Origin of the sequence: Mesorhizobium sp. M0088 (assembly GCF_040322895.1) — a bacterium.
In the GTDB taxonomy this organism is placed as follows: domain Bacteria; phylum Pseudomonadota; class Alphaproteobacteria; order Rhizobiales; family Rhizobiaceae; genus Mesorhizobium.
In genome coordinates this window covers 62,808-83,735 of record NZ_JAMYUI010000019.1, presented here as the reverse complement: position 1 = coordinate 83,735, position 20,928 = coordinate 62,808, and the positions used below count along the sequence as shown (strand labels likewise).

The window sequence follows — 20,928 nt, the reverse complement described above, 5'->3', positions numbered from 1 at the left end:
GTCGATCATGGGCGGTCTCTATGCAGCTTCGAAGCCAGCTCGAGCGTCCATGTATCCTGACGGACTGGGCTCGCTTTTCATCATCGTTTTTCGCCAAGCTTCCTGCTCGGCATTCATCAGAGCCAATTCCCAAACACAGGCAACAACAGGTCTCTTTACCGTATCCATCGGTTCGGCGGCGGAATACAGCTTCCGATAGATATGCTGACAAAGCACCGAACCTTGTATCCACCAGTGAACCGAGATGGAAACACCCAGCTCGCCAGGATGAATAATCACAAAGCCCATGCCATTGTCGTCACCCTCGTCCACCACACGCGGCAGAACCTCCTGTCGCACGAATGACTGTGCCAGGGTCACCATGGGTCCGTCGACCTTCTTGTTGTCTGCGACGAGGCCATAGACTTTGAGCTTGAGACCGCCAATGTCCCATTGGCCCAAATTCGAAACACCACGTGGATGGTAGATCTCGATTGTTTCAGAATTCACTGGGCTCACTCCAATTCAGCCATTCGCGCACGACGCTGCAGCAGACGTACCTGATAGCTCAGAACACGCTTCGCGGCAGGCTCGATCAACATCACGCTAGGCTTATCGATAAACTCACCATCGAAATCCACCGGGCTTGCAAGGCCATGCCAGGGTTCGATGCAAAGAAATGGCGCGCCGCCGGGTTTGGACCAGATACCCAATTCCTGGAATCCCTGCCACAACATCTCGATCGCGGGACCGCTCTCGGCAGCGTAGCGCACGCTGGAACTGACGGGCCGATCCATGATCACCGCGTCCTCGCCGAAGAGCCTTTCGGAGAGTGCCAGCCTTTTGCCTTCCACAGGCGTCGGTTGTGGCGCTTTCAGCAGCAGGCCGTCCTTCAGGCGGCGGATCGGCGCTTGCTCGGCGGAGGCAAAGGTCAGCTGGTAATCCGTCTTGGTCAGATCCGGAAGCAAAGGCCAATTGAACGCCGGGTGCGCCCCGATCGATGCCGGCAGCGGCTCATCGCCGGTGTTGGTGATGTCGAAGGTCACATCAAGCTGATGGCGGTCCAGCGTGTAAGTCACTGCCAGGCGAAAGGCGAAGGGGTAGTGCGCGCGGGTATCGGCATCGTCGGTGAGCACCAACGTGCAGGATCGTGGTCCCCTCTGCGCCCAGGCGAACGGCTTGTCGCGCGCGAAGCCGTGCTGGGTCATCGGATAGGTCTGGCCGCGATGGCGCAGTTGGTCGCCCTTCAGCCGGCCGACGATTGGAAACAGCACCGGCGAGTGACGCCGCCATTCCGGACCGGCCTGCCACAGAAACTCTGTGCCGTCGGCATCGCGTAGGGAGACAAGTTCGGCGCCCTGCCCGACAACAGTCGCCGAGATGCCGTCACCGTGAAGCGTCAGGCTGTCCTGTTCCATGCGTCCTCGCGGCTATCTGGCGTGGCCGGCAGGCTAGCAAAAGGGGACGTGCGAACTCAAGAGCGGCAGATTTACATCGCGTCTCAGTCAGCCGCGATGAACGATCCACCGCACATGGCAAATGCTGCCTCAAATAAAAAACCGTGGCCGGAGGTTTCCCTCCGGCCACGGTAAGTTGCGAAATGTTGCCTGCTACGGTCCGGATTACTCGCGTTCGCCAGTGAAGTTCAGCAGCAGCTGGAAGATGTTGATGAAGTTCAGATAGAGCGAGAAGGCGCCGAAGACGGCAAGTTTCTGGCGCGATTCCGCGTCGAAATTCTCGGCATACTGTTCTTTGATCGTCTGCGTATCCCAGGCGGTCAGGCCGATGAACACGGCGATGCCGATCACCGAGATGGCGAACTGCAGCGCGGTCGAGCCGAGGAAGATGTTGACGATGCTGGCGATCACCACGCCGATCAGGCCCATGATCAGGAACGACGAGAACTGGGTCAGGTCGCGCTTTGTCGTGTAGCCGTAGAGACTGGTGGCGCCGAACATGGTGGCGGCGATGAAGAAGGTGCGCGCGATGCTGGTTCCGGTGAAGACCAGGAACACGGAGGCGAGCGACAGGCCCATGACCGCGCAGAAGGCCCAGAACATCGCCTGGGCACTCGCCGCCGACATGGTCTGCATTTTAAACGAGAACAGCAAGACGAAGGCGAGCGGTGCCAGCATCACCACCCATTTCAGCGGGCTGGAGAAGATCGGCACGTAGAGCGCCGGCGTCGATGAGATCATGAAGGCGACGAGGCCGGTGACCACCAGGCCGACGCCCATGTAGTTGTAGACGCGCAGCATATGCTGGCGCAGGCCCTCGTCGAAGATGGCTCCGGTTTGGGCGCCGGCGCCGACGCGATATCCCAGATTGGGGGTGTTCATTTGCGTTCTCCTTTGTGGATCGATCAGTAAAGCGTCTTGGCAAGCGTCTCGGCGGCGCGGTCGAGGTCGTGGACCTCGCTTCGTCCGACCACCGCATAGGCGACATCGCCGATCTGGAAATAGGCCGACGAAATGTCGCCCGAGGGCGCTATCGCCGGCTTGACGACGTCGAAGGTTCCGGGCCGGATCGCAAACAGCGACACCAGCCCCATGTCTTTCGTCTCGACCGCCATCTCGACGCTCGGCCCAAAGCGCGACGGATAGATCTGCACGTCGCGCACCCTCCAATCCGTCGGCAGCGACGGCATGACGATGGCAGTGGCGGCGCGGATTTCGCCGGCGTTGTAATTGGGCGTTTCCGCCTGCGATGGCATGCTCTCGCGCACCAGCGTCGTCCTGTGGGCCTGCACCGCCTCGTCGACATAGGCGGGCGGCTGCGGCGAGGCGACAACCTTGGTCACCGACATCGGCCCGATGATGCCGTTTGCCAGCCAGCCGGCGGCGACGAAGCCGGCGACCGCCGCCGCGCGCTGCAACACGCCGAAGAGCCGGCCGCGGGCAAGCCCCCTCTCCAGCCGCCGCGCGGCATCGGCGGTCGCAGGGCGCGCCATGCCCTTGGAGCCGGCAAGCGCCACGCGCAGTTCATCGCGGGTCCTGAGATCCGACATCACGCGCGCCGCCGCCTCCGGGCGAGCGGACAAGAATGCTTCGACCTCGATGCGGCGGGTAACGTCGACCTGGTCGTCGACATAGGCGTCGAGGTCGATATCGGTCACGGGATCGACAGTTGCGGTCATGACGGGCCTCCAACGATCCTGAGGTGGTTTTTTGCCTTCGCCGGCTCCTCCATCTCGCGCAGTGCGGCGCGCGCCCTGCCGATGCGGGACATCAGCGTGCCGAGCGGCACGCCGCTGGCATCGGCGGCCTGTTGATAGGAGAGGCCTTCGATGGCGACGAGGTGCAGCGCTGAACGCTGTTCTTCCGGCAGGCTGAAAAAAGCCTCGCGCACCTGCGCCAGGCGCACCGAATGCTCCTGTGGTGCCGGCGTGCTGCCGTCGGCCAGGTATCCAGCCTGTTCGACGCGCGACGCTTCGGACTTGCGGGACCGCATCTTGTCGATGAAGGTGTTGTGGACGATCGACAGCAGCCACGCGCGCAGGTTTCCGCCGGAGCGGAACGTGCTGCGCCGCTCATAGGCGCGCACCAGCGCGTCATGGACAAGATCCTCGGCGTCGGTGCTGTCGCGCGTCAGCGAGCGCGCATAGCGACGCAGCGAACCGAGCTGTCCTATGATGTCAAAGCGTGGCACCGGCGGTTTCATGTCCTGTTTACGGAGCATGTAGGGATTTTAATCCCTGCCCTGCCAATTTTTTCCCTTTGAGGACATCGTTCGCCTCTACCCTCGCCTCGCAGCATCGAGGGGCTATCCCTAGAACCGCATGATGAAGCCGAGAATACAAGCTCCCGGAATCGTTGTGCGGGTGATTTCCATCGGTGCATCGATGGCAGGCATGGCGGCAGTGAGCCCAATGTGGCGACTGGAATGCAGTAGATCGTGCCTACTTCACACGCCTCTTCTCCAGCTTCCGCGCCAGAGTCCGGCGGTGCATGCCCAGCCGTCGTGCCGTCTCCGAAATGTTGAAGTCGGCCTCCACCAACGTCTCGTGGATGCGCTCCCATTCGAGGTTCTTTATCGAGGTTGGTCGCTCGGCGAGCGGCACCGAAGCATTGCCTTCGACCTGGCCGAAAGCCGCTTCAATGTCGTCTGTATTGGCGGGTTTGGCGAGATACTGGCAGGCGCCGAGCTTGATCGCCTCGACAGCGGTGGCGATGCTTGCAAAGCCGGTCAACACGACGATCCGCATTTCAGGATCGTGCTCGTGCAGCGCCCTGACGCATTCCAGGCCCGAGCCGCTGGCGAGCTTGAGATCGACGACGGCATATTGGAAGGCAACGGTGCCGATCAGCGCATGCACGCCGTCGACGCTCCGGCAGCTATGCGTTTCGTAGTCACGCCGTTCGAAAGACCGGCGCAGTGCGTTGGCAAAGGCGATGTCGTCCTCGACGATCAACAGCGTGCGTTTAGTCGGCATTGTGCCCTCGTGGAGACAGAGCAGCCAGTGGCAGATGCAACGTAACCGAAGCTCCCCCCTCGGTTCTATTTCTTACGGTGACGGTACCCCCCAGCTTGCGGATGACATTGACGACCAGAAACAGGCCGAGCCCGCTACCTGGCCGGTTCTTGGTCGACGTGTAGGGCTTGCCGAATTCTGCAAGCATGGCTTCTTCAAATCCTGGTCCCGAGTCGACAACTTCGACGATGAGATCGTCCGCGTGGCGGCTGACGATCAACCCGACCCATAGAGGCGACGCTTCAAGTGCGTTGTCCAGTACATTGAACATCACCTGTTTGAGCGCGGGATCGGAGACGATCTCCTGGTTGGCGCCGAAACGCCTGGTGTATTCGAAACCTTGCGGCAGCCGTGTCGATTTCCATTCGGCCACCAGCTCCGCCAGGAACGCGTCGACGGAGGTGCGAACCGTGCCTTCGCCGCGCAATTCGCCCGACGACATCAGGATTCCCGAAACGATCTTCTTGCAACGGTCCAACTGGCCCTGCATCTCCCGGATTTCCTGCGCCAGATCCGGATCTGCCTCGAGAGCCGGCATGCGCTGCCAGTCATTGAGGATGACGGAAAGCGTGGCCAGCGGCGTGCCGAGCTCATGCGCGGCACCGGAGGCGAGCAGGCCCATCCTGACGATGTGAGCCTCCTCCGCCGACTGCTGGCGCAAATCCGCAAGATGGGCGTCGCGGGTGCGAATGTTGTTCTGGACCCTGGTGATGAACAGCACCAGAAGCGTTGCCGCCAGGACGAAACAGATGAACATGCCCTGGATGTGCAGGCTGAACAGCCCGGCACCGTGTGCGGCGGGCAGGCTGATCTCACGGTAAAAAGTAGTCAGCGCGATGAAGCACGTGCTTGCAATGAAGACAAGCGCCCAAACCGACCATGTCTCCAGCAGCACCGCGCCCAGGATGACCTGGAGCAGGTAAAGCGAAATGAAGGGATTGGACGCGCCGCCGCTCAGGTAAAGCTGGACCGTCAACGCGGTGACGTCGAGCAGCAGTCCAAGAAACAGCTCGGTGTTGGTGATCGCGTCCTGGCTGCTGTGCCGGCGCAGGCTGGCGACATTGAGAGCGATCAGCAGCAGGATCACCACCGCCATCGGGACCAGCGGCAATCCAATGCCGAGCACGTAGCGGACGAACAGGATCGTCACGATCTGACCACCGACCGCGATCCAGCGCAGTTGAATCAGAAGCAGAAAATTCTGTTTGTTGGTCTTGTCGTGCAACGTCATTGGGCCGGGAGGTCCCCAGCCCTGGCCAAGCAGGTCACTCAAGCGGGCGTCCGATCCAGGCGCTGATTGAGTCTCAGCGCAAGCAACGTGCATAGCGCTCCCGACAACAGATAGGCGCCTGATGAGATCAGCCCGAAATGGGCGGACAGGAACAGGGCGACTATGGGGGCGAAGCCCGCCCCGAACAGCCAGGCGAGATCCGAGGTCAGCGCCGCCCCTGTATAGCGGTAGGTCTTTGAAAAGTTCGAGGCGAGTGCTCCTGAAGACTGGCCGAACGACAGGCCGAGCAGGACGAAGCCCAAGACCATGAAGACGGACTCTCCGACGAAGCCGCCATCGAGCAGCTGTGGCGCGAAACCGCTGAACACGGCAATGGCCACCGCCGAGCCTCCGAGCAAGGGCCAGCGCCCAACCCGGTCGGCGACGAAGCCCGAGATCGCGATTGCCGCCAGGCCGAAGAAGGCTCCGATCGTCTCGATGACGAGGAACCGGGCCGGTCCCTCGCGCGTGAACAGGAAAATCCAGGACAGAGGAAACACCGTCACCATGTGGAACAGGGCGAAGCTCGCCAGCGGCGCGAAGGCGCCGAGCACGACAGTGCGCCCTTCGGCGCGCAACGTTTCGCGGACGGAAGTCGGCTCCAGTTCCTGGCCTTCGAACAGTTTGGTGTATTCCGGCGTCACCACGATGCGCAGCCGTGCGAACAGGGCGACGACATTGATGGCGAAGGCGACAAAGAACGGGTAGCGCCAGCCCCAGCTGAAGAAGTCTTCGGCCGACAGGTTGCCGACGAAATATGCAAACAGGGCGCTGGCAACGATGAGCCCGAGTGGTGCGCCCAGCTGCGGGATCATCGCATACCAGCCGCGGCGCTTTTCGGGCGCATTCAACGCCAGCAGCGAGGCAAGTCCGTCCCATGTCCCGCCCAGCGCCAGTCCCTGACCGATCCGGAACATGGCCAGCAGCCAGGCCGAAGCCTGGCCGATCTGGTCGTAACCGGGCACGAAGGCTATCGACACGGTCGAGGTCCCCAGCAGGAACAGCGCGATGGTGAGCTTGGCGCTGCGTCCGTAGGCGCGGTCGAGCGCGGTGAAGATCGCCGTCCCGATCGGCCGCGCGATGAAGGCAAGCGCGAAGATGGCGAAGGAGTAGAGCGTGCCGGTCAACGGGTCGGCATAAGGAAATACGAGCTTCGGAAAAACGATGACGGAAGCGATCGCGTAGACGAAGAAGTCGAAGAATTCCGACGTCCTGCCGATGATGACGCCGACAGCGATTTCGCCGGGCTTCACCTCATGATGCCGCGCGTTGATCCGTCTTGCGTCGGCTTCGATCTTCGAAGTTGGGCTCACAGCATTCTCCGTCGCCCCGCCGCGGTCTCATACGATCGCTTGCCATGTGCGCGGGCCAGGTGCTTTGATGACGCCTGCCGCGTCATTGCGGCATTGGACAAATTGTCCAATGCCTTCATTGCCGCGGTACGGTTAGCACTGGGGGGAACAACCGACAGGTCATACATTGAGCCGTCTCCGTACCCTTTTCCTGCTGCCCCTGCTGGCATCGCTCGGCTCCTGCAGCATGGTCGTCATGAACCCTGCCGGCGACGTCGCCGCGCAGCAGCGCGACCTGCTGATGGTGTCCACGGCACTGATGCTGATCGTCATCATACCGGTGATGGCTCTCACCATATTCTTTGCCTGGCGATACCGCCAGTCCAACCGCGAGGCGCGCTACGAGCCGGATTGGGACCACTCGACCCACCTCGAACTCGTCATTTGGGCTGTGCCGCTTCTGATCATAATCTGCCTGGGCGCAGTGACCTGGATGGGCACCCATCTGCTCGACCCCTATCGCCCGATCGGACGTGTAGCGGCCGGCAAGCCGCTGCCGCCGGACGTGCGTCCGCTTGAGGTCGAAGTCGTCGCGCTCGACTGGAAATGGCTGTTCATCTATCCGGAGTACGGCGTCGCCATGGTCAACGAACTGGCTGCGCCGGTCGACCGGCCGATCAGCTTTCGCATCACCTCCGCATCGGTGATGAACTCCTTCTACATTCCAGCACTGGCCGGCCAGATCTATGCAATGCCGGGTATGGAAACCAGGCTGCACGCGGTCATAAACAAGTCCGGCGACTATGAAGGGTTCTCCGCCAACTACAGCGGCGCCGGCTTCTCGGGAATGCGCTTCGCGTTCCACGGCCTGGACGATGCCGGTTTCCAGGCATGGATCGCGAAGGCAAAGGACGGCGGCGGCAAGCTCGACCGAAACGGCTATCTGGAACTCGAACAGCCCAGCGAGAACCAACCCGTGCGCCACTATGCGGCGGTGGATGCCGATCTCTACAAGGCGATCCTCAACATGTGCGTCGAGCCCGGCAAGATGTGCATGAGCGAGATGTCGCAGATCGATGCCAAGGGCGGTCTGGGAATGGCCGGCATCCGCAACACCCTGCCGCTGCTGTATGACAAGTTCGCCCGGCGCGGCACGATATTCGGCCCTGCCCCATCCTATGTCGCCAGCATATGCACGACCGAAGAAGCACTGGCGGCTTCGAAGGCCGATCAATCCGCCACGCCGATGATCTCGACGCCGATAGTCGGCGCCGGTCTGCAACGGCCACTGCCCCTGTCGATCCGACTGCCGTCACCTTCCGCAACCGGGACGCTTCGGTCGCCCTTCAACTCCTGAGGCGCCACGCAAGACATGTTCGACAATCCTGCTTTTCTCAAGGCGATCTTCGGCCGGCTTACGCTCGAGTCGCTGCCGCTGCACGAACCCATCGTGGTCGCGACCTTCATGGTCGTCGCGCTGGGCGGCGTGGCACTCGTCGGCGCACTGACCTATTTCAAGCTCTGGGGCTATCTGTGGCGCGAATGGTTCACCAGCGTCGACCACAAGCGCATCGGCGTGATGTACATGGTGCTCGGCATCGTCATGCTGCTGCGCGGCTTCAGCGACGCCATCATGATGCGGCTCCAGCAGGCGATGGCCTTCGGCGGTTCGGAAGGCTATCTCAATTCGCATCACTACGACCAGATCTTCACCGCGCACGGCGTGATCATGATCTTCTTCGTGGCGATGCCGCTGGTGACGGGCCTGATGAATTTCGTCGTCCCGCTGCAGATCGGCGCCCGCGACGTGTCGTTTCCGTTCCTCAACAATTTCAGCTTCTGGATGACGGTCGGCGGCGCGGTCATCGTCATGATGTCGCTGTTCGTCGGCGAATTCGCCCGCACCGGCTGGCTTGCCTATCCGCCGTTGTCGGGGATCGGCTACAGTCCCGATGTCGGTGTCGATTATTATATCTGGGCCCTGCAAGTGGCGGGCGTCGGCACGCTGCTGTCGGGCGTGAACCTGGTCTGCACCATCGTCAAGATGCGCGCGCCTGGCATGACCATGATGAGAATGCCGATCTTCACCTGGACCGCGCTTTGCACCAATGTGCTCATCGTCGCCGCCTTCCCGGTGCTGACGGCGGTGCTGGCCCTGCTGGCTCTCGACCGCTATGTCGGCACCAACTTCTTCACGAACGACTTCGGCGGCAATCCGATGATGTACGTGAACCTGATCTGGATCTGGGGCCACCCCGAGGTCTACATCCTGATCCTGCCGGCCTTCGGCATATTTTCGGAAGTGACCTCGGCCTTCTGCGGCAAGCGGCTCTTCGGCTACACGTCGATGGTCTACGCGACAGTCGTCATCACCATCCTGTCCTACCTGGTCTGGCTGCATCACTTCTTCACCATGGGATCGGGAGCGAGCGTCAACTCGTTCTTCGGCATCACAACGATGATCATTTCGATCCCGACAGGCGCCAAGATATTCAACTGGCTGTTCACCATGTACCGCGGCCGCATCCGCTTCGAACTGCCGATGATGTGGACGGTCGCCTTCATGCTGACCTTCGTCGTCGGCGGCATGACCGGCGTGCTGCTCGCGGTTCCGCCGGCCGACTTCGTGCTCCACAACAGCCTGTTCCTGGTCGCGCATTTCCACAACGTCATCATCGGCGGCGTGCTGTTCGGCCTGTTTGCCGGCATCAGCTACTGGTTCCCCAAGGCATTCGGCTTCCGGCTCGATCCGTTCTGGGGAAAGATGTCGTTCTGGTTCTGGGTGGTCGGCTTCTGGTTCGCCTTCATGCCGCTCTACATCCTCGGCTTGATGGGCGTAACGCGCCGGCTGCGCACCTTTGAGGATCCCTCGCTGCAGATCTGGTTCATTATCGCCGCCTTCGGCGCCTTCCTGATCCTGCTTGGGATCCTATCCTTCCTCATCCAGATCTTCGTCAGCGTGCGGCGGCGCGAGCAGCTTCGCGACGATACCGGTGATCCCTGGGACGGGCGCACCCTCGAATGGGCAACCTCGTCGCCGCCCCCGGCCTACAATTTCGCCTTCACGCCGGTCGTCCACGATCTCGACGCCTGGGCGGACATGAAGAATCGCGGCTACCAGCGTCCGTTGACGGGCTTCCGCGACATCCACATGCCGCGCAACACCGGAGCCGGCGTCGTCCTGGCCGGGTTGAGCGTGGTGCTTGCCATGGCGCTCATCTGGTACATTTGGTGGCTGGCGATCGTCAGCTTCGTCGCCCTGATCGGCTACGCCATCGCGCATACCTTCAACTACGACCGGGACTTCCACATTCCGTCCAGTGACGTCACCCGCGTCGAGGACGAGCGGACACGCCTGCTCGCAGCCACCAGCCAGGCGGGATAAGCACCATGGCACACGCCGACACGGTGATCGACGACACGGTCTTCCACCTGGAAGACGACCACGGCCATGCCGAGAGCGGCAGCAGCACCATGCTCGGCTTCTGGATCTACCTGATGAGCGACTGCCTCATCTTCGCGATGCTGTTTGCGGTCTACGGCGTGCTCGGTGGCAATTACGCGGCCGGACCCGCGCCAAAGGATCTGTTCGATCTTCCGCTGGTCGCGCTCAACACCACCATGCTGCTCCTGTCCTCCATCACCTACGGCTTCGCGATGCTGGAGATGGCGAAGGGACGGGTGAAGCCCATGCAGGTGTGGCTGGTGATCACTGGCCTGTTCGGCCTCGCCTTTCTCTGCATCGAACTCTACGAATTCGCCCATTTCATCCACGAGGGGGCGACGCCGCAGCGCAGCGGCTTCCTGTCGTCGTTCTTCACGCTGGTCGGAACGCACGGCCTGCACGTCACCTTCGGCCTGGTCTGGCTGGTGGTGCTGATGGTGCAGGTCTCCAGGCACGGGCTGATCGCCGCGAACCAGCGGCGCCTGATGTGCCTGAGCATGTTCTGGCATTTCCTCGACGTCATCTGGATCGGCGTCTTCACCTTCGTTTATCTGATGGGAATGTTGCGATGAGCGCCGGCCACCACACAGACACCAGCGACCAGAGCCACGCGCATCACGGCGTCGACCACGGCTCGCTGCGCGGCTATCTGACAGGCTTCGGCCTGTCCGTCGTGCTGACCGCCATTCCCTTCTGGCTGGTCATGACCAACGCACTCGGCAATCAGATGGCTTCGGCGATTGCCATCATGGCCTTCGCCGTCGTGCAAATCATCGTCCACATGGTGTTCTTTCTGCATATGAACACCAGGTCGGAGAGCGGCTGGACCATGATGGCCCTGATCTTCACCCTCATCCTGGTGGTGATCGCGCTGACGGGCTCGCTCTGGGTCATGTACCATCTGAACGTCAACATGATGCCCGGCCATGACATGAGTCAGATACCCTGAGAGAGGGACCTGGCTTTGGACGAACAGGCGCGGACGACACCGCATTCGAATACAGGCGACGGCCAAAGGGTTACGCGTTCACCATGGACGCTGTTGGTGCTTTGCCTTTGCGGGGCCATCGGCATCACCGGCTTTTCGGCGCTTGGTGTCTGGCAGCTGGAGCGCCGCGTCTGGAAACTCGACCTGATCGAGCGTGTCGACCATCGTCTCAAGGCAGTACCTGTGGCCGCCCCGGCGCCTTCGGCCTGGTCAGAGATCAACGCCAGGGATGACGAGTATCGCCAGCTTGCCGTCACGGGCCGGTTTCTCGGTGATCGCGAGACCCTGGTCCAGGCGGTCACCGATCGCGGCGGTGGTTTCTGGGTAATGGCGCCGTTCCGAGCGGATGATGGCTTCACGATTCTGGTGAACAGGGGCTTCGTGCCGACGGACAAGCGCGATCCGGCAACCCGCCTCGAAGGCAAGCCCTCGGGCGATCACACCGGAATTCGCGGCCTGCTGCGCCTGACCGAACCGAAGGGCGGCTTCCTGCGCAACAACGATCCGGCCGCCAACCGCTGGTATTCGCGCGATGTGCAGGCAATCGCCACGACGCAAGGCCTCGGGCAGGTCGCTCCTTATTTCATCGATGCCGATGCCGCGCCCAATCCGGGAGGGTGGCCGGTCGGCGGCCTGACGGTCGTTTCGTTCCACAACAACCATCTGGCCTATGCCCTGACATGGTTCGGGCTGGCCTTGATGGTGCTGGGCGCGGTCGTCTATCTGTTGCGGCAGACTGGGAAACACGGCGGGGGCTGACCGCTGGCCGAGGCAAAGCTGAAAGGAGCAGGCAGGGCAGGCTTCCCGGCACCCCCGTCTCAGGCTGGAGCACCTAGCTAAAACCGCTGGCGAAACGCGACCGATTTGCGTATCACTCCGCCGCTATTGGAGCCCTAGCGATGTTTGAAGCCCTGCAGCCCGCCCCCGCCGACAAGATCCTGGCCCTGATCGGCCTTTATCGAGCCGATCCGCGTCCAGACAAGGTCGATCTCGGTGTCGGCGTCTACAAGGATCGCGACGGCAAGACGCCGGTCATGCGCGCCGTGCGCGAAGCGGAAAAGCGCCTGCTGCAGGTTCAGGACACCAAGGCCTATCTCGGTCTTGCCGGCGACACCGGCTTCAACACGGTGATGGCCAAGCTCGCCTTCGGTCCAGGCGCCGACATGACGCGCATCCGCGCTGCACAAGCGCCCGGCGGCTCCGGCGCACTGCGGCTGGTGGCGGAACTGCTGAAGCGGACACGCTCGGATGCAACCATCTGGCTGTCGGACCCGACCTGGCCGAACCACATGCCGGTGATGCGCGCCGCCGGCCTGCAGATCCGTGAATACCCCTATTTCGACGCCGCCTCGGGCGCTGTTCGCTTCGACGACATGCTGGCAGCGCTGCGGACCGCAAACAGCGGCGACGTCGTGCTGCTGCATGGCTGCTGCCACAACCCGACCGGCGCCAATCTGGATGCGGGCCAGTGGGCAGCCGTTTCCGATCTGGTCGTCGAGCGCGAGCTGCTGCCGTTTGTCGACATCGCCTATCAGGGCTTTGGCGATGGGCTCGAGGCCGATGCGCTCGGCTTGCGCCTGCTGGCGGCAAAAGTTCCGGAAATGGTCGTCGCCTCGAGCTGCTCGAAGAATTTCGCCGTCTACCGCGACCGCGTCGGCGCGGCGATGATCCTGGCCAGGGACGGCGCACAGGCGGATGTGGCGATGAGCCAGATGCTGTCGGCGGCGCGCGCCATGTATTCGATGCCGCCGGACCATGGCGCTGCCGCCGTGCGCATCGTGCTCGAAGATGCCGCCTTGCGCGCCGACTGGGAAGCCGAACTTGAAGAGATGCGGCTGCGCATGCTCAGGCTACGCGTGCAGTTCGCCGAGGCGCTGCGCCGGCAGTCGAATTCCGACCGTTTCGATTTCGTCGCCAGCCATCGCGGCATGTTCTCCCGCCTTGGGCTCACGGAAGCGCAGGTCGAGCGACTGCGTGCCGAGCACGGCATCTATATGGTCGGCGACAGCCGCATCAACGTCGCCGGCCTGCCCGAAGACGGCATGGACGAGCTCGCCAAGGCGATCGTTTCTGTGCTCGACTGACGTGGCTCGCCTGTGGACAAGGCACTCTCGCCGGCTGACAGCGTTGGCCGCGCGGCCGGCCGCGCGATAGCATCAGCCCTATGACACCATCGAAAGACATTTCGCGCCTGATCGAGATCATGGCGGCGCTGCGGGCGCCGAAGACCGGCTGTCCCTGGGACATCGAACAGGATTTCTCGACCATCGCGCCCTACACGATTGAGGAAGCCTATGAGGTGGCGGACGCCATCGCGCGCGGCGACCTTGACGATCTGCGCGACGAGCTCGGCGACCTTCTGCTGCAGGTTGTCTATCACGCGCAGATGGCCGAGGAGGCCGGTGAATTCGCCTTCCCGGATGTGGTGCAAGCCATCACGACGAAGATGATCCGCCGCCATCCGCATGTCTTCGGCGACGAGAAAGCCCGCAACGCCGGCATGGCCAAGGGCATGTGGGAAAAGATCAAGGCCGAAGAGAAGGCGGAGAAACGAAGCGCCCGCCTCGCGCGTGGTCTCGATCCCGAAGACAACGGCAAGGGGTTTCTGGACAGCGTTCCGGTCGCCCTGCCCGCGCTGACCCGGGGGCTGAAACTTCAGGAGAAGGCCGCCCGCGTCGGCTTCGACTGGAGCGAGGCAGCGCCCATCCTCGACAAGATCGAGGAAGAGATCGGCGAATTGCGCGAGGCGCTGGCCAAGGGCGACACCGCCTCGATCAAGGATGAGTTCGGCGACATGCTGTTTGCGGTCGTCAATCTCGGCCGTCACCTCAAGCTCGATTCCGAAGCAGCGCTAAGCGGCACCAACGAAAAATTCCGCTCGCGCTTCCACTATGTCGAACAAGCTCTGGAAAAATCCGGTAGCACACTAGAAAAGGCTGATCTGGCCGAGATGGAAGCGCTCTGGCAGGAAGCAAAGACCGCGAAGTAATCTCTCTTTCGGGCAATTCCGGACGGAAAACCGCTATACACTTTTTCCTGGAATTGCTCCGGATTACCCGTTGTTTTTACGACGCAATCTGCTTTCGATCTCTTCGCGCGCGCTTTGCGTGGCCTTGAGCGAGATGGTGGCGCTGCCGTCGTCATTGTCGCTTCGCGAAACGACATCGCCATTGCGGTAAAGCCAGTCGACAAGGCCGAACTGGGCCGGCTCGATCGTCACGGTGAGGTCTTCGAGTTCGCCCGCCATCCGTGTTTCGATGATCGCCTTCAGCGCATCGATGCCCTCGCCGGTCACCGCCGACACCGCAATCGGCGGCGCCTTGTTGGCATCGGCGCCGTCTGCAAGCAGCCGGGTCCGGTTGCCTTCGTCGAGCCGGTCGATCTTGTTCCACACTTCGATCACGCGCTTGGCGTCGCCGGCGTCGACACCGAGGTCGGCGAGGATGCGCTCGACATCTTCCGCCTGTGCCGCAGTGTCCGGATCGGAAATATCGCGCAGATGAAGCACGAGATCGGCCTCGACCACCTCTTCCAGGGTGGCGCGGAAAGCCGCGATCAGATGCGTCGGCAGGTCCGAAATGAAGCCGACCGTATCGGAGAGGATGATCGGCGTGCCATGTGGGAGGCGCACGCGGCGCAGCGTCGGGTCGAGCGTGGCGAACAGCATGTCCTGCGCCAGCACATCCGCCCCGGTCAGCCGGTTGAACAGCGTCGACTTGCCGGCATTGGTGTAGCCGACGATCGCCACCACCGGGAACGGCACCTTCCTGCGCTTGGCGCGGTGCAGGTCGCGCGTGCGCCGCACCGTTTCCAGCTCCTGCTTCAGCTTGATGATCTTTTCCTGCAGCTGCCGCCGGTCGGATTCGATCTGCGTTTCACCGGGGCCCCCGAGGAAGCCGGCGCCGCCGCGCTGGCGCTCCAGATGGGTCCAGCTGCGCACGAGGCGGCCCTTCTGGTAGTTGAGATGGGCGAGTTCGACCTGCAGCGTGCCTTCCTTGGTGCGTGCGCGCTCGCCGAAGATCTCAAGAATCAGCCCGGTGCGGTCCAGCACCTTGGCGTTCAGCTCTTTTTCGAGATTGCGCTGCTGCACCGGGGTCAGCGGATGGTCGACGACGACCACTTCCGCATGTCCCTCTTTGACGATTTCCGCGAACTCCGCAACCTTGCCGCTGCCGAGCAGCGTCGCCGGGCGCGGATCGTTGACGGTCACCACCGCAGTGTGGATCAGATCCAGGTTGATGGCGCGGGCAAGGCCGACGGCCTCGTCGTGACGAGCATCAGCCGAACGCATCAGCCGAGGACGGTTGGTCTCGTCGTCGTTGCGCTGGTGGCGGGTAAGGACGGGCACAATGACAACAGCCCGGGTCGGGCCCTTGGCTTCCGTCCCGGGATGATGCGTTGGTTTCCCGCGAACGGTGGCGTCCGCGTCTTTCTCACGTGCCAATCAGGCGCCCTGGCTTTCCTCGCCATCGAACATCTGAACCGGCTGGCTCGGCATGATCGTGGAAATGGCGTGCTTGTAGACGAGCTGGGAGTGACCGTCACGGCGCAGCAGGACACAGAAATTGTCGAACGAAGTGACCACGCCGGTCAGCTTGACGCCGTTGATAAGGAAGATGGTGAGCGGGTTCTTGCTCTTGCGAACTGAATTCAGGAACAGGTCCTGAAGGTTTTGCGATCGTTCCGCCATTGTTCTTGTCTTTCGCCGATCCCCTTCGGTTTGCAAGCCAATGCGCCAAATTAACGGGCGCATGTCAAGCTCGCAAACACCGTCTTGTCGTCAGTAACGACAAGCAGAACGAGATATATTGATGTTCATTCCACCTGTGCGGTTATCAGGCTGGACTTTTTTCCGCAATGTCAAAAAAGGCCTGCCGCAAGGAAAGTGTTATTGAGCCGGGGTGCCCATTGGCGACCGTATCGCCGTCGATAGCCACCACCGGCATGGCGAGTGTCGTTGCGGAGCTGATGAACGCCTCGCGTGCCGCCTTGGCCTCGGCGACGGAAAAGCCGCGCTCCTCGATCTTCAGGCCGAGCTTGGCCGCCACTTCGAACATGGTCGTGCGGGTGATGCCGCGCAGGATGCCGTGCTCGGCCGGCCTGGTGACCAGGACGCCGTCCCTGGTGACGATCCAGGCGTTGGACGAGCCGCCTTCCTTGACGTTACCTTCGGCGTCGACGAACCAGGCTTCCTGCGCACCGGCCTCCTTTGCCTTCTGCTTGGCCAATACATTGGGCAGCAGCCCGACGGTCTTGATGTCGACGCGGTCCCAGCGGTTCTCCGGCACGGTGATGACCGCGATGCCGGTCTCGGCGCGCTTTGCTCCGGCTGCGGGGTCGGCCTTCCTGGCGGTCACCACCAGGGCCGGCTTGGTGTCGGCGGAAGGGAAGACGAAGTCGCGGCTGGCGACGCCCCGCGTCACCTGGACATAGACCAGGCCGTTGGCGACATGGTTGCGGTTGACCACCTCGCGCAGGATAAGCGGCAGCACTCGAGAGGTGACTGGCCAGGCGATCGACAATTCGGTCAGCGAGCGGTTCAGCCGGGCCAGATGGCGCGGCATGTCGACGATGAAGCCATGCGCCACCTCGCAGACCTCATAGACACCGTCGGCGAACTGATAGCCGCGATCCTCGATATGCACTGCAGCGTCGGCGTGCGTGACATAGCGCCCGTTGACATAGGCAATGCGCGGCATGGGCAACCTCTAGGAAATTCTGGGGCTTTCTTATGCGATTCCACCGCGGCCGTAACCGGCAAATGCTTGGCCCAGGCGCGGCTAACCCGCGTCAGACGCCCAGCGACTTCAGCTTGCGGTGCAGTGCGGAGCGCTCCATGCCGATGAACTCGGCGGTTTTCGAGATGTTGCCGCCGAAACGGTTGATCTGGGCGATCAGGTAGTCCTTCTCGAACTGCTCACGCGCTTCGCGCAACGGCAGCGCCATGATGTGCTGGTCGGATTGATTCGGCGTGCGCGGCATGACATCGCCGATCTCGGCCGGCAACAGATCGGCGGTGATCGGCGCATCGACGTCGTCGCCGCGCGCAAGGATCATCAGGCGCTCGACATTGTTGCGCAGCTGGCGAACGTTGCCCGGCCAGTTGTGCGCCTGCAGCACGGCCAGCGCGTCGTCGCCGATGCGGCGCGGCTTGATGCCGGCCTGGCGGGCGATCTGCTTCATGAAATTGTCGACGAGGTAGGGAATATCCTCGCGCCGCTCGGCCAATCCCGGCACGATGACCGGAACCACCGCGAGGCGATGGTAAAGATCCTCGCGGAAACGCCCGTCGGCAATCATCGCTTCGAGGTTCTGCGAGGTCGAGGAGATGATGCGGACATCGACCTTGACCCGCTTGGTTCCCCCTACCCGCTCGAACTGCTGCTCGACCAGCACGCGCAGGATCTTGTTTTGCGTCTCGCGCGGCATGTCGGCCACCTCGTCGATGTAGAGGATACCGCGATGGGCCTCCTCCAGCGCGCCGACCTTGCGCTCGACGCCATTCGATTCGGTGCCGAACAGCTCGATCTCCATGCGCTCGGGCGTGATGTTGGCGGCGCTCAGCGTCACGAAAGGTGCGCTCTTGCGCGCCGACAGCGTGTGGATGGCGCGCGCGGCCAGTTCCTTGCCCGAACCCGACGGTCCGATGATCATCACGCGGCTGTTGGTCGGCGCGACGCGTTCGATGGTCTGGCGCAACTGGCTCATCGCCGACGACATGCCGATCAGATCGAAGGTTTCGCCGCTGCGCAGCTTGAGGTCGGAAACCTCGCGCCGCAATTTCGAGGTCTCCAGCGCACGCTCGGCAATAAGGATCAGCCTGTCGGCCTTGAACGGCTTTTCGATGAAGTCATAGGCGCCGCGCCGGATGGCGGAGACCGCCGTTTCGATGTTGCCGTGGCCGGAAATCATCACCACCGGCAAGGTCGGATGCATGGTCTTGATCTCGTCGAGCAGCGCCAGCCCGTCCAGGCGCGAGCCCTGCAGCCAGATATCGAGGAAAATCAGCCGCGGCGCGCGATCAGCTATAGCAGCGAGCGCGCTGTCGGCATCGAATGCCGTGCGGGTTTCGTGACCTTCGTCGCTCAGTATGCCCGCGACGAGTTCACGGATGTCTTCCTCGTCATCGACGATGAGAATATCAGACGCCATTACCGACCTTTTCAGTTTCTCTTTCGTTTTCCGCCCTGCTTTCGCTGCGCGGAGCCGTTGCGGCCGCAGGCGGCAGGATGATGCTGATCATCGCGCCGCGCCCATCGTGGAAGTCCGCTGGAGCATCGTGTAGTTCCAGCCTGCCGCCATGGTCCTCCACGATCTTCTTGACGATAGCGAGGCCAAGTCCGGTGCCCTTCTCGCGTGTGGTCATGTAGGGCTCGAGCAGCCGTTGGCGATTCTCGCGCGGCAGGCCTTTGCCATTGTCGATGACGTCGATTCGAATCGCACCATTCTGGCGCGCGGCTTGAATCCGGATTATGCCGTGCGAACCGTCCTTCTGTTCCAATCCGTCGATGGCCTCGGCGGCGTTCTTGATCACATTGCCGAAAGCCTGCGCCATCAGGCGGCTGTCGAAAGTGCCCTTGAGCGGCTCGGTGCCGAAGATCCGCTCGAAAGTGATGTCGGCGCGGCTGACCTCGACCAGGAACGAGGCCTCACGCAGCGATTCGCGCAGATCTATCGCCTTCATCTCGGGCTTTGGCATGCGCGCGAACGCCGAGAATTCGTCGACCATACGGCCGATATCCTCAACCTGACGGATGATGGTGTCGGTGCATTGGTCGAAAACCTCGCGGTCCTCGGTAATCACCTTGCCGTAACGGCGCTTGATGCGTTCGGCCGAGAGCTGGATCGGCGTCAGCGGGTTCTTGATCTCGTGGGCGATACGCCGTGCCACATCAGCCCAGGCCGACGAGCGCTGCGCCTGAACCAGGTCGGTGATGTCGTCGACCGTCACGACATAGGATTTTTCCTCCGAACCGTCGTCGCGGGCCTCGATGGTGATCTGCACGTTGAAGGTCCGCTCGGCACCGGCGCGGTAAAAGGTCACCTGCTCGCGATAGACGGGTTTGCCGGACTTGCGACCGATCTCGAAGACGCGGCCGACATGCGGCAGCACGGCGGAAAGATTCTGCCCAAGGGCTGCGCTGGCCGAAATCGCCAGCATCGCCTCGGCCGAGCGGTTGACGATGGTGACGATGCCGTAGGGATCGACGCCGATGACGCCGGCGGTAACGCCGGCAAGCACGGCTTCGGAAAAGCGGCGCCGTTCGTCGATCAGGTCCTTGGCCGACAGGATCTCATTGCGCTGCGATTTCAGTTCGAGAAGCATCTTGTTGAAGGTATCGCCGAGCGAGGCGACATCGCCGTCCGAAGGCCTGACGGGAACCGCGACGTCGAGATTGCCGGTCGCCACCTCGTCGGCGGCGCCGATGAGCTGGCGAATAGGCCGCACCAGACGGTCGGCGACCGCAATGCCGGTCCAGATCGCGGACAGGATGATGATGAGCGTCAGCGACAGATAGGGCAGCGCGAAGGCCACCTGCGAGGTACGGCGGTTATCTTCCAGCCCCCGATATTCGTCGGTGTTGGACCTGACGATCTGCCGTGCCTTGATCACTTCGGGATCGACGAGCCGAATGGTGTAGAGATAGAGCCCTTCGATCTCCCGCAGCTTGACGATGGCGCCCATGATGTTGCGCGTTTTCGGTTCGATCAGCACCGGCTTGCCGTCGGCAGCGCTGGCCACCGCGCCTTCCGGCGGCTCGGGCATGGCGAACTCCGTATCGGTCTTGGCGCTCATGACGAAAGAGCCGTCCGGCTTGATCAGCGCCGCATGGGCCAGCGAACGGCCCACGGCTTCCTTGTTCATCAGGTCGAGAAAGCCGGTACGATCAAGGCCGTAGAGCGTGCGCGACGCATCGAGATCATAGGCCATGGACAATGTCGTGCCCTGGAGGTTGCGGGCATTTTCCTGGACATAGGCGTCGGCGATCGAGAGGGATGAATTGACGATCGTCTTGGTGCGGATCTCGAACCAGCGGTCAAGGCCGATGTCGAGCGTGATCGAGGCAATGATGGCCACCATGATGGCGGGAATGGCGGCAACCAGGGCGAACATGGCGACAATGCGCACATGCAGCCGCGAAGCGGCCTTACCATGCCGGCGCGCCATCAGGATGCGGTGCACCTCACGCCCGACCAGCGCGATAAGAAACAGGACGAAAGCCGCGTTGAGGGCAATCAACGCCAGCGTCGTCGACTCGTTCGGTGTGATCGGCGTGGCGCCAACGAGGATGGTGAACGAGATCGCCGCCGTCATCAGCGCGCCGACGACCGCGATCACACCCGGCAGCGCAAGCAGCCGGCGCCCGTCACGAGCGCCGGGTTCGCTGAAGAGCGGTTGGTTTGTTGTCGGTGCCTGCGGAGCCATGTCGCCGTCTAGAGCCATGATTGCGTCGGATGTATGCAACGCATTGTGGCGATTAT

20 protein-coding genes are annotated in these 20,928 nt (G+C 62.5%); 7 read left to right on the top strand and 13 right to left on the bottom strand.

From position 1 onward, the window contains the following. Positions 1 to 18 precede the first annotated feature (18 nt). The 8 genes from NKJ67_RS22695 to NKJ67_RS22660 all read right to left on the bottom strand — a co-directional run bounded on the left by NKJ67_RS22695 (position 19) and on the right by NKJ67_RS22660 (position 7,033). The gene (locus tag NKJ67_RS22695; RefSeq protein WP_352583194.1) at positions 19 to 489 is read right to left on the bottom strand and encodes a hypothetical protein; all 471 of its coding nucleotides are present in this window, start codon (positions 487 to 489) and stop codon (positions 19 to 21) included. A 5-nt stretch (positions 490 to 494) separates the two neighbouring features. Continuing rightward, the gene (locus NKJ67_RS22690) at positions 495 to 1,397 is read right to left on the bottom strand and encodes an aldose 1-epimerase family protein (RefSeq protein WP_352583192.1); all 903 of its coding nucleotides are present in this window, start codon (positions 1,395 to 1,397) and stop codon (positions 495 to 497) included. A gap of 204 nt (positions 1,398 to 1,601) precedes the next feature. Then, complete coding sequence (locus tag NKJ67_RS22685; RefSeq protein ID WP_127271130.1) at positions 1,602 to 2,318, bottom strand: Bax inhibitor-1/YccA family protein; 717 nt, start codon at positions 2,316 to 2,318, stop codon at positions 1,602 to 1,604. A gap of 23 nt (positions 2,319 to 2,341) precedes the next feature. Next, positions 2,342 to 3,115 (bottom strand): anti-sigma factor family protein, encoded by a 774-nt coding sequence (locus NKJ67_RS22680; protein WP_127272302.1) that lies wholly within the window; start codon positions 3,113 to 3,115, stop codon positions 2,342 to 2,344. Further along, the gene (locus tag NKJ67_RS22675; protein ID WP_127321069.1) at positions 3,112 to 3,657 is read right to left on the bottom strand and encodes a sigma-70 family RNA polymerase sigma factor; all 546 of its coding nucleotides are present in this window, start codon (positions 3,655 to 3,657) and stop codon (positions 3,112 to 3,114) included. Before NKJ67_RS22675 ends, NKJ67_RS22680 begins: the two co-directional genes overlap by 4 nt. 220 nt (positions 3,658 to 3,877) lie before the next feature. Next, a complete protein-coding gene (locus NKJ67_RS22670; RefSeq protein WP_127321068.1) occupies positions 3,878 to 4,411 on the bottom strand; it encodes a response regulator transcription factor in 534 nt (177 codons plus the stop codon). Further along, complete coding sequence (locus tag NKJ67_RS22665) at positions 4,401 to 5,723, bottom strand: ATP-binding protein (protein WP_352583189.1); 1,323 nt, start codon at positions 5,721 to 5,723, stop codon at positions 4,401 to 4,403. Before NKJ67_RS22665 ends, NKJ67_RS22670 begins: the two co-directional genes overlap by 11 nt. Further along, complete coding sequence (locus NKJ67_RS22660) at positions 5,720 to 7,033, bottom strand: MFS transporter (protein WP_127268838.1); 1,314 nt, start codon at positions 7,031 to 7,033, stop codon at positions 5,720 to 5,722. Before NKJ67_RS22660 ends, NKJ67_RS22665 begins: the two co-directional genes overlap by 4 nt. 166 nt (positions 7,034 to 7,199) lie before the next feature. Between NKJ67_RS22660 and cyoA the strand changes: the two genes are divergently transcribed. The 7 genes from cyoA to mazG all read left to right on the top strand — a co-directional run bounded on the left by cyoA (position 7,200) and on the right by mazG (position 14,434). After that, positions 7,200 to 8,369 (top strand): ubiquinol oxidase subunit II, encoded by a 1,170-nt coding sequence (gene cyoA, locus NKJ67_RS22655; RefSeq protein ID WP_352583187.1) that lies wholly within the window; start codon positions 7,200 to 7,202, stop codon positions 8,367 to 8,369. Between the two features lie 15 nt (positions 8,370 to 8,384). Next, complete coding sequence (gene cyoB / locus NKJ67_RS22650; protein WP_352583185.1) at positions 8,385 to 10,397, top strand: cytochrome o ubiquinol oxidase subunit I; 2,013 nt, start codon at positions 8,385 to 8,387, stop codon at positions 10,395 to 10,397. Positions 10,398 to 10,402: 5 nt separating this feature from the next. Then, on the top strand, positions 10,403 to 11,029 hold the full coding sequence (gene cyoC, locus NKJ67_RS22645) for a cytochrome o ubiquinol oxidase subunit III (RefSeq protein WP_127397268.1): 627 nt from the start codon (positions 10,403 to 10,405) through the stop codon (positions 11,027 to 11,029). Further along, complete coding sequence (cyoD, locus tag NKJ67_RS22640; protein WP_352583183.1) at positions 11,026 to 11,406, top strand: cytochrome o ubiquinol oxidase subunit IV; 381 nt, start codon at positions 11,026 to 11,028, stop codon at positions 11,404 to 11,406. The genes cyoC and cyoD overlap by 4 nt, the downstream gene beginning before the upstream one ends. A gap of 96 nt (positions 11,407 to 11,502) precedes the next feature. Then, the gene (locus NKJ67_RS22635) at positions 11,503 to 12,204 is read left to right on the top strand and encodes an SURF1 family protein (RefSeq protein WP_352583269.1); all 702 of its coding nucleotides are present in this window, start codon (positions 11,503 to 11,505) and stop codon (positions 12,202 to 12,204) included. Between the two features lie 140 nt (positions 12,205 to 12,344). Next, positions 12,345 to 13,529 carry an amino acid aminotransferase gene (locus tag NKJ67_RS22630; protein WP_352583181.1) on the top strand — a complete coding sequence of 395 codons (1,185 nt, stop codon included), beginning with the start codon at positions 12,345 to 12,347 and terminating at the stop codon, positions 13,527 to 13,529. 80 nt (positions 13,530 to 13,609) lie between these two features. Further along, complete coding sequence (mazG, locus tag NKJ67_RS22625; RefSeq protein WP_352583179.1) at positions 13,610 to 14,434, top strand: nucleoside triphosphate pyrophosphohydrolase; 825 nt, start codon at positions 13,610 to 13,612, stop codon at positions 14,432 to 14,434. 63 nt (positions 14,435 to 14,497) lie between these two features. Here mazG and hflX read toward each other — a convergent pair whose 3' ends face one another. The 5 genes from hflX to NKJ67_RS22600 form a co-directional block, all read right to left on the bottom strand. Beyond that, entirely contained in the window at positions 14,498 to 15,889 is a 1,392-nt protein-coding gene (gene hflX / locus NKJ67_RS22620) for a GTPase HflX (protein ID WP_127272395.1), read from the bottom strand. After that, positions 15,890 to 16,135, bottom strand: coding sequence for an RNA chaperone Hfq (gene hfq, locus NKJ67_RS22615; RefSeq protein WP_006202172.1), 246 nt, complete (start codon positions 16,133 to 16,135; stop codon positions 15,890 to 15,892). A gap of 145 nt (positions 16,136 to 16,280) precedes the next feature. Beyond that, positions 16,281 to 17,144 carry a D-amino-acid transaminase gene (locus NKJ67_RS22610; protein WP_256746237.1) on the bottom strand — a complete coding sequence of 288 codons (864 nt, stop codon included), beginning with the start codon at positions 17,142 to 17,144 and terminating at the stop codon, positions 16,281 to 16,283. Between the two features lie 91 nt (positions 17,145 to 17,235). Next, positions 17,236 to 18,597, bottom strand: coding sequence for a nitrogen assimilation response regulator NtrX (gene ntrX, locus NKJ67_RS22605; RefSeq protein ID WP_023812026.1), 1,362 nt, complete (start codon positions 18,595 to 18,597; stop codon positions 17,236 to 17,238). Then, on the bottom strand, positions 18,587 to 20,872 hold the full coding sequence (locus NKJ67_RS22600; RefSeq protein ID WP_352583177.1) for a sensor histidine kinase NtrY-like: 2,286 nt from the start codon (positions 20,870 to 20,872) through the stop codon (positions 18,587 to 18,589). Before NKJ67_RS22600 ends, ntrX begins: the two co-directional genes overlap by 11 nt. Positions 20,873 to 20,928 lie beyond the last annotated feature (56 nt).